Genomic DNA, 3468 nt, shown 5'->3' with positions numbered 1-3468 from the left:
CTCAAACTGTTTCAGCAACGCCGAAGCAGAAACAGCAAACGAGTGGCTCAGATCCTTTGCCTTCGCATGGAATCAGCTTATCTGAACACTACCGTTTCTAATGGTGTTAACATCCTCAGCCAAAGAGTCAACATGTTGTATTGCTGCTTCGATCTCACCTTGCTCTACTTCTAATAAACGAACACTCTCTGGAGACAATATGGGTCCCTCGAAGGAGGTATCGTCGCCTTTGTCATGATCTTCCTCACTATCCTCATCCCACCAGACATCGTCAAATTCGTATTGTCGTGATTCTATCTGTTCTGTCCCAACGGGCGTTATATTATTTGAGGCAGGTAGCCTATCTTCTTCAATTTTCGGTCTACTCTGTGGCGCAGGATTCTCTGATACATTCTCTTCGTCTTCAGGACCTTTACTGGCTAATGACCCAGCCATTACTGACCCTCCTCATCTCCTATCGCCGTTTCTATTGTACCTATAATATCCTCTCTATCAGTTAGTTCAATGTCCTGATCAGATCGCCGGACTACTTCTTCAATGAAATACATATTACGTCGTGCCTCTTCGAAATAGGGTATATTCACGATCTCTTCCGGATTACCACTAGATATGTCTAGAGATGTAATCACTTCGGCTAGTATGTGTTCTATTATAACCCAATCTGAATGAGGTGTTGAATCAATCTGAACGTCATCCTGTCGGTCAATCGTGAGTGTATGCCTATGCTTCAGTGCTTCATTCCCGATTACCTGCTCTGTTTTAATGGAACTCCACCATCTCTTCCCTTGGTTTTTATAATAGCTAATTCGCTGTAGTGCGGGGCCATATTCAAGGAATGAGGATATCAAAAAATCCTGTAGCTCAGAGGATTGATCCTTCTGTTCAAGATAATCGATTGTCCCAGACTCCATTAATGTTAGAACGTGTAAATATCCAACAACTGCATCCCCTAAGGAGTCCCAATCTTCTTCATCGTAATCTCTAGTTTCCTCTAATCCCGCAATTGCTATCTCAATATTGTTGTGTATATGAGCATAGACATTTTCGACACCGTAGTTCTCTATTGATATATCGATCGCCTTTTTTATTTGCTGTTTCCGCTTCACAAACACGTCTTGATGTTCAATGAGGGCGTCAATATTTCCTCTTGTAACAGTTTCCTCGGAAGTGGGTGGTGGAGTAGTGTTATCCTGATCTTCGGCCATGGGTGCGACTGTGAAGCCATCAAAATCAAGCTTTGGCCGAAACTGCTTGCGTGTTAAATCCTCATGTAACCAAACCGTTCGTCGCTCGCGAGCGTCAACGCCACTCGAACCCCATGCTCCGGCAACCATATCTCACGGTGATCGTGAGCCACCGGCCGCCACCACGCGGATACTCCTCGTGTGCCCACAGCGTCGTCTTCTCGCTGCCTTCGCGCGGCGTGAGCCGAACGTGGAACCTGCCGCGGGCGAGTAACCTCTCGCTCCGGAACGCGTACGAGCCGATCTCGTACACGCGCTGCTCGTCGCTTACTTCGTACTGGATACTGGCAAGCTAGCAGGGCCACCAGCGCGGCATCAAGCGGAACTCTTCACGGACCTTCGAGGGCGGCGCGTCGATCGTCCAGACGAGATCCCGCACTTGGAGTGGGAGACCAGTCTTCTCGGGGCGCTCCACGACGAGGGCGTCGAGGTCGACATCCACGCACTCGTTAACGATGTCCAGCCGGTCGTCGTAGTCGCTGTCGGCGAGTCGCTCCACGATCGGGAGGACCACGCGCCGAGCTCGCCACAGGTCGGGCCACCCGCCCACAGCCGATGGGTGACGAGGAGTGCGAGAAGAGCCAGCGCCGGGGCGATGAGCCACGGATAGGTGGGAGCAGTGCGACTGGCCGTGTTGATGTTTTGTCGAGCATGAAGAGGTGGGCACGACTACATCCTCACGCCCGGCGCGCCCGGCGAGTGGTCATCGGCTATGAGAGCAAAACTGTGTTGGTTGGTGGGCTTTCCATACACACCGATTATTGTACCAGACACTACGATTCCAGATCTAGCATATGTGTTATTCAAAAATAATTTATATCCAAATATAAATGAAGTATATAGAAATGAGTGAGGAGGTAGAAGCTGAAGAAGAGACAGAAGCTGAAGAAGGGGTAGAGCCAGAGGGTCAAACAAGAACCAACGATGACTTAGACGGAGCGTCACAACCGTCCCAGTCAAAAAAGGCTGAAAAGAACACAAGCCGTCTGATCAACCCTTCTGCGCCAACTACTATTGCGACTTCAAATGTATTGTTGACTGTTGGTGGTGCGGGATTGGGGGCCGTTATCAGTGTCGCTGCGACTTATGGAGTGAATATCTGGGGATATGTACTACTACTGGCATTTGGTTTGAGCCTCATACTGGGAGCAATTGCACAAAGAGCGTATCATAAAGATCAAGCAGAGAATTGAATTCAAAACATACTCAGATCAGAGGCGCTCCGTCACTCCGGAGAATCGCCGGTCGATGTTATCGTGAAGTAAATACCGCATCCTCGACAGGACGCACAACCCCACCGGGTGTCAGATCTGCGTGGGATTGTTCAGAAACTTGATAGAGCCAGGGCAGGGATTTGAACCCCGGAAGTCTCGATTACAAGTCGAGTGCATGAACCGCCCATGCTCCCCTGGCGCGTGCGGCCGTACTCGGTCCTCCTATGAGTGCGTGTCGCTTTCCGCGAACCCGGCCGGGGTCAGTCGCTTTCGTTGGTGCGGTCGTCGTCTCCGTCCCCGCTTTGGTCTCCTCCGTCCCCGCTCTCGTCGTCACCGGGTTCGCCCTCCTCACCCAGCGACTTCGTCAGTTCGACGCGGTGGGGATCGTAGCCCCGCGCCGCGTAGAACGACCGGGCGCGGTCGTTGTCGGCGAGCGCCTCCAGCGCCACGCGGTCGGCCCCCCGCTCGCGGAGCGTCCGCTCGGCCTCGTCGAGCAGCGCCGTCCCGACTCCCTCGCCGCGCCGCTCCGGCACCACGAAGAGGTTGCTGACGGTCCCGCGGACGGCGTCGCGCTCGTAGTCGCCGCGTTCCAGCGAGAAGCCGACGAAGCCGACGAGGTTCGAGTCATCGCCGGAGTCTCCCGCGGCCTCCGGGTCGCGGGCGACGAGCAGGTCGCCCGTGACGACCGACTGCGCGACCCACTCGCGGACCGTCGCGCGGTTCGCCTCGGCGCGGAGCGTGGCCCCGTACTCCCGCTGGCCCGCCGCGAGCGCCACCCACATGTCGGTGACGGCGTCGACGTCGTCGGCGGTCGCCCGCTCGACGCGGGGATCCGTTGCGCCCATATCCCCAGTTCGGCTCGCGGCCTGTTGAGGCTGCCGACCGCGGGACGGGCCGCCCCGAGCGGCTCAGACCTCGCGACAGTTCGGGCAGACCGCCTGCCCGTTGGCGGTGACGAGGTCGGGGACTAACCCGCCGCAGTTCTCGCAGACGCCCTGCGTCGACGACCC

The 3468-nt window shown here is 55.2% G+C and carries 6 protein-coding genes, 1 tRNA gene and 2 pseudogenes; 2 read left to right on the top strand and 7 right to left on the bottom strand.

The genetic code is table 11. The features are described from left to right. Positions 1–85, top strand: a pseudogene (locus C472_RS16760) (IS6 family transposase); the annotation flags it as partial. Here C472_RS16760 and C472_RS16755 read toward each other — a convergent pair. The 4 genes from C472_RS16755 to C472_RS17715 all read right to left on the bottom strand — a co-directional run bounded on the left by C472_RS16755 (position 73) and on the right by C472_RS17715 (position 1758). Next, positions 73–435: a hypothetical protein gene (locus C472_RS16755; protein ID WP_152420565.1), complete on the bottom strand. Its 363-nt coding sequence runs from the start codon at positions 433–435 to the stop codon at positions 73–75. The pseudogene C472_RS16760 and the gene C472_RS16755 overlap by 13 nt on opposite strands. Then, positions 435–1205, bottom strand: coding sequence for a hypothetical protein (locus C472_RS16750; protein ID WP_152420564.1), 771 nt, complete (start codon positions 1203–1205; stop codon positions 435–437). Before C472_RS16750 ends, C472_RS16755 begins: the two co-directional genes overlap by 1 nt. Before the next feature lie 94 nt (positions 1206–1299). Continuing rightward, positions 1300–1497 (bottom strand): hypothetical protein, encoded by a 198-nt coding sequence (locus C472_RS17720; RefSeq protein WP_006627902.1) that lies wholly within the window; start codon positions 1495–1497, stop codon positions 1300–1302. 39 nt (positions 1498–1536) lie between these two features. Then, positions 1537–1758 carry a hypothetical protein gene (locus tag C472_RS17715; protein ID WP_006627901.1) on the bottom strand — a complete coding sequence of 74 codons (222 nt, stop codon included), beginning with the start codon at positions 1756–1758 and terminating at the stop codon, positions 1537–1539. A gap of 331 nt (positions 1759–2089) precedes the next feature. On the opposite strand from C472_RS17715, the gene C472_RS16745 reads away from it, so the two are divergent. Continuing rightward, positions 2090–2437: a hypothetical protein gene (locus C472_RS16745; protein ID WP_152420563.1), complete on the top strand. Its 348-nt coding sequence runs from the start codon at positions 2090–2092 to the stop codon at positions 2435–2437. Between the two features lie 146 nt (positions 2438–2583). Here the strand turns inward: C472_RS16745 and C472_RS00930 are convergent. From C472_RS00930 to C472_RS17710, 3 genes and pseudogenes are all read right to left on the bottom strand, one after another. Continuing rightward, positions 2584–2657 (bottom strand) — tRNA-Thr (locus tag C472_RS00930). Between the two features lie 61 nt (positions 2658–2718). Continuing rightward, positions 2719–3303, bottom strand: coding sequence for a GNAT family N-acetyltransferase (locus C472_RS00925; protein WP_006627900.1), 585 nt, complete (start codon positions 3301–3303; stop codon positions 2719–2721). Positions 3304–3366: 63 nt separating this feature from the next. After that, a pseudogene (locus C472_RS17710) lies at positions 3367–3468 on the bottom strand (CBS domain-containing protein); the annotation flags it as partial.

Origin of the sequence: Halorubrum tebenquichense DSM 14210 (assembly GCF_000337415.1) — an archaeon.
GTDB classification, from domain to species: Archaea; Halobacteriota; Halobacteria; order Halobacteriales; family Haloferacaceae; genus Halorubrum; species Halorubrum tebenquichense.
Note: the sequence above shows the minus strand (reverse complement) of the source record. Positions and strands in the feature narration are given on the sequence as shown.

Bases quoted from the DNA above. Each gene is read 5' to 3' on its own strand.
- C472_RS16755 (WP_152420565.1), bottom strand. From the start codon at position 435: ATGGCTGGGTCATTAGCCAGTAAAGGTCCTGAAGACGAAGAGAATGTA.
- C472_RS16750 (WP_152420564.1), bottom strand. From the start codon at position 1,205: ATGGCCGAAGATCAGGATAACACTACTCCACCACCCACTTCCGAGGAA.
- C472_RS16745 (WP_152420563.1), top strand. From the start codon at position 2,090: ATGAGTGAGGAGGTAGAAGCTGAAGAAGAGACAGAAGCTGAAGAAGGG.
- C472_RS00925 (WP_006627900.1), bottom strand. From the start codon at position 3,303: ATGGGCGCAACGGATCCCCGCGTCGAGCGGGCGACCGCCGACGACGTC.